Genomic DNA, 4421 nt, shown 5'->3' on the forward strand with positions numbered 1-4421 from the left:
CTGCCAGGAGCAGGCCGAGATGGTCTGGGGTCCGGCGGCGCTGTTCCACATGTTGTTGTTGACCAGGTGGCCGGAGTTGGTCCAGGACCCGTTGGCCGAGGAGCTGGTCCACTGCACCGGGCAGGAGGTGCTGGTGGGCGTCGGCGTGGTCGTGGTTGGTGCGGGCGTAGTGGTCGTCGGTGCGGGCGTCGTCGTGGTCGACGTCACCGGAGCGGTCACCGTCTTGGTGACGGTCTGGGTCACCGTGACGGGCGGGGGCAGGGGGACCGAGCAGCTGACGCTGAACGTCTGTGCCGTGGTCGTCTGGGTCACCGCGGGGCTGGCGGTGCAGGTGGCGCTCACGCCGGTGGTGGCGGCATACGCCACACCACCTCCGACGAGGAGGGTCGCGGCGGCGACGCCGACCGCGAGCTTGCGTCCGATCAACATGGGGTTGTTCCCTTCTCACCCTCCCACGGTCACCGTAGCGACGCCGGCCACAAGTGCCCAGACGTGACACTCTTGACATGCATGCCGCTTCTCTGCATTTGGGCACACCCGCAGACCACCTCACCGGGACAGGAAGAAGCTGGAGAGCACCCGTCGGATGGACGGCTACCGGTCGACGTCGACGAGCCCTCGCCCGAACGCGTCGATGCGGCCCCACCGGCCGGGGATGTCGAGCAGCTCGATCCGCCCGAACGACTCCGGCACGGCCGGGTCGACGATGAGGTGGTCGCCGACGGCGTCGAGCCCGAGCATGGTCCGGAGGAAGAGCAGCGGCGCGCCCGTCGACCACGCCTGCGGGCTGCAGGCCGTCGGGTACTGCACCGGGTAGCGCGTCAGGGAGCGCTCGTAGCCGCCGAACGCCTCGGGCAGGCCCCCCTCGAAGAACTCAGCAGCCCCGAGGACCCCGGCCGCGACCTTCGCGGCCTCGTCCCGGAAGCCGTAGCGGCGCAGCCCCCAGGCGATGAAGGAGTTGTCGAACGGCCAGACGGTTCCGACGTGGTAGCCGATCGGGTTGTAGCGGGCCTGATCGTCGGCCAGCGTGCGCACACCCCAGCCGGAGAAGAGGTGGTCGCCGAGCAGGTGCGCCGCGATGGTCGGAGCCTTCGCATCGTCGACGATGCCGCTCCACAGCAGGTGGCCGATGTTGGAGGAGAGCGCGTCGACGCGCGTGCCGTCCGAGTCCAGCGCGAGCGCGTAGTACTCGCCGTCCTCGACCCAGAAGTCGCGGTCGAAGCGGGCCTTGAGGTCGGCGGCCTGGCGCTCGAGCCCGTCGGCGTATGCCGTGTCGTCCCAGAACTGCCGCGCGAGCCGTGCCGTACGCATCTTGGCGTCGTACGCGTACCCCTGCAGCTCGCACGTGGCGCGGGGGAACCCTGGGAGCCGGCCGTCCCGGTAGGAGATGGAGTCCCACGAGTCCTTCCAGCACTGGTTCTCCAGGCCGGTCTGCTGGTTGCGTCGCTCGTAGGAGACGTAGCCGTTGCCCCGCAGGTCGGCGTACGTGTCGATCCACTCGATGGCGGCCCGGGCCTCCGGCTCGAACTCCCGCACGAGGTCATCGTCGCCGGTCCACCGCTCGTACTCGTCGAGGAGCACGAGCCACAGGGGAGTGGAGTCGGCCGCGCCGTAGTACGGCGAGTGCGGCCGCTCCTGGAACGCCGTGAGCTCGCCGTAGCGCATCTCGTGGAGGATGCGGCCGGGGTCCTCGTCGCGGAAGTCGTCGACGCGGCTGCCCTGCCAGTCGCCGAGGACCCGCAGGGTCGTCTGCGCGAGCTCGGGCGTGAAGGGCAGCGCCTGCAGGCTCGTGAGGATGCTGTCGCGCCCGAACATCGTCATGAACCACGGGAGCCCCGCGGCGGGCAGGCTGCGGCTGCCGGCGATCGCAGGCGAGAACCGGAGCGCTGCGAGGTCGACCAGGCTGCGGCGGTAGGTCGCGGCGAGCTGTTCCGAGTCCGTCACGAGCCGCGGTGCGGCGTCGACCCAGGCGTCCAGCTCCTCGAGGCGCCCCCGCTGCGAGTCGGGGCCGGGGCCGCGGCAGAGCATCGGGGCCTCGGCGCGGCCCAGGCGCGGCGCCACGTAGAGCTCGGTCGTCCACGAGCCGTGCGGGTCGAGGTGCACGGAGAACTCCAGCCCGTCCTCGTCGATGTGGGAGGGAGCCGGCGAGGCCGAGATCGTCGTGTCCCGGTGGAAGGTCTCTCGGTCGTAGGAGATGACGAGGGAGCCGTCCTGCACGTCGGTCTTGTACGTGCCCTGCTTGGGGAGCGCGTCCTTGACCTCGAAGAGGTCGGCGAAGTCGCACGCGGCGTCCAGCCGCACGGTCACGTCGGCGGGCCCGTCCTGGTGGTTGAGCAGCGTGATGGTCTCCCGGAAGCCGCCCCCGACCGCCCGTCGCCGGATCACGGTGAGGTTGGCGTTGACGTAGACGGTCCCGGTGCCGAGGACGAGGAAGAAACGCGCCTCGAAGTAGTTGAGGTCGTCGGTGGACAGGGACGTGAGCCGCTTGCCGTCGACGGTGAGGATCCACCGCGACAGGAACCGCGTGTCCCACGCGAACAGCCCGTCGGGGTCGGTGGGGGAGGCCTCGATGTCGCCGCGCTGGTCGCTGACGACGAAGGTGTTGCCCTCGAGGATCCGGACGGGTCCCTCACTCATGACCTTCCCCCTTCCTGTGCCGACCCGAGGGCGTGGGTCGGCGCGAGAACAGCCGCTGGGCGAGGACCACCAGCTCGGGGTCGCCCTGCACCGTGAGCGCCCCGCGCAGCAACGAGGCCATCGCGCTCGTGCGCCCGCTCGCCAGCGCGTCGAGCTCGGACTGGCTGCACGTCAGGGTGGCGTCGGCCGGGGCTCCGTCGGCCTCGGACACCCGCAGGTCGCCGTGCTCGATGGTCACCAGCCGGTGCACCGGCCGGTCCCCGTCTCCGGTGTCGAAACGCACCCGCGCGCTGACCCGTCGCAGCAGCGGCTCGTGGCCGCGCCGCGCCAGCTCGTCGAAGAAGTCTGCGGTCGCTGACATGGTGATCGCCCCCGATTTCAGGCTAGCCACGGGTATGCCGTCCCGCCGGGGAATCGACGACGCCCGGCGGGTGCCCGGCGGGTGTGTGGTGAGTGTCCCGAGCGGACGCGGGGTCAGTCCGCGAGGGGGCAGGTGGCGGCGCGAGCGTCCGTGGCAGCCGCGTCGTAGGCGGGCAGCGTCTCGAGCCCCTTCTTCCACATCACCCGCCAGGCGGCCTCCGCGGCCGGGGCGGTCATCATGCCCATGGCAAAGTGCGTCTGGTCCTTGATGTGCCGCTCCCACGGCGCGATCGCGGTGCGTGCCCGGGCCAGGGCCCTGCCCAGCGTCTCCATCGAGGCGGCGCACGCCCGGATCTCCCGGGCGGTGCGTCCGGTGACGGAGTCGTCGACGGCGCAGGCGGACGGGTAGGCCGTCACGGCGGCGTCGGCCGAGCGGAAGGCCACGACGTTGTCGCCGGCCTGGTAGGTCGTGTAGGGCCACCGGGCCTTTGCTGTCGCCAGGTTGATCCGCCCGGCCTGCAGGTCGTTCATGATCTGCAGGTGCGCTCGCCACTGGGCCAGCGACCGATCCGCGGCGGACAGCGCCGTCTGCGACAGCTGCCACTGCTTCCGGCACGACGACACGGCGGGAGCCAGCTTGGGTGGGACGCTGCCGACCAGGGCCGTCGAGGTGTGGGTCGGCGGCGGCGTGGTGGATGGGCTCGGCGGCGGAGCGCCCGTCATCGTCGAGTTCATGGCCTCCGCCAGCCCGGAGAGGTCGGGCGATGAGGTGGCCCGCGGAGCAGGAGTGAGGCCGGCGCGGGAGACCGGCGGCGCCGTCGCGTTCTGCGAGATCGTCGTGCCGAGGTACACGGCGACCCCCACCACGAGCAGCGCCACGACCACGCCGACCCACAGGGCCGCCCTGGCGCGTCGCTCGCGCTCGCGCATCTCATGCCTCGTCTGCGGTTGCACCCCCACGGTGACCCCCCTGGACCCGCCGGCTCGACGCGCTCGCGGCGACCGCGTGCGCGACCCGTGCACACGACGATAGACCGCTGGTGGCGCCGACAGGGGCAGAGGCCGAGATCGGCAGGACCCGCCGCCCCATGAGGGGCGGCGGGTCCTGGTGGAGGGCCTGAGCGCGGTGGCTCAGAGCGTGAGCTTGTTGAGTGTGAACGTGGTGGGCGTGCCGGTGTAGGCGACCTCGAAGCCGTATTCGACCTCGCCGAGGACCTGGCTGGAGCGGAGCCAGCCCTTGGAGACGGCCCACTGCAGGACGTGGGCGATGTCGACGCTGCCCTGGTTGGTGGCGTTGTCGCGGATGAACCACAGTCCGGTGCCGGCGGGGTTGCGGTAGGCGTGGTAGGCGATGCCGTCGATGGTGACCTGGACGCCGCCGTACTGCTGGTACCAGTACTGCCAGTTCATGGTCCAGTTGTTCC

General features: G+C 71.3%; 4 protein-coding genes and 1 pseudogene. All 5 read right to left on the reverse strand.

What is annotated here, in order from left to right; translation table 11 throughout:
* Nucleotides 1–429 (reverse strand): annotated as a pseudogene (locus AB0316_RS20915) (hypothetical protein); the annotation flags it as partial.
* Nucleotides 430–594: 165 nt separating this feature from the next.
* Nucleotides 595–2637 carry a glycogen debranching N-terminal domain-containing protein gene (locus AB0316_RS20920; RefSeq protein WP_366275187.1) on the reverse strand — a complete coding sequence of 681 codons (2043 nt, stop codon included), beginning with the start codon at nucleotides 2635–2637 and terminating at the stop codon, nucleotides 595–597.
* Nucleotides 2630–2998, reverse strand: a complete 369-nt coding sequence (locus AB0316_RS20925; RefSeq protein ID WP_366275188.1) for an SCP2 sterol-binding domain-containing protein — start codon at nucleotides 2996–2998, stop codon at nucleotides 2630–2632. Before AB0316_RS20925 ends, AB0316_RS20920 begins: the two co-directional genes overlap by 8 nt.
* A 113-nt stretch (nucleotides 2999–3111) precedes the next feature.
* A complete protein-coding gene (locus tag AB0316_RS20930) occupies nucleotides 3112–3927 on the reverse strand; it encodes a hypothetical protein (RefSeq protein ID WP_366275189.1) in 816 nt (271 codons plus the stop codon).
* Nucleotides 3928–4128: 201 nt separating this feature from the next.
* Nucleotides 4129–4421, reverse strand: a 293-nt coding sequence (locus AB0316_RS20935; protein WP_366275191.1) for a hypothetical protein, incomplete at its 5' end; no start/stop codon positions are given.

It is taken from the genome of Terrabacter sp. NPDC080008, from assembly GCF_040702505.1.
GTDB lineage: Bacteria > Actinomycetota > Actinomycetes > Actinomycetales > Dermatophilaceae > Terrabacter.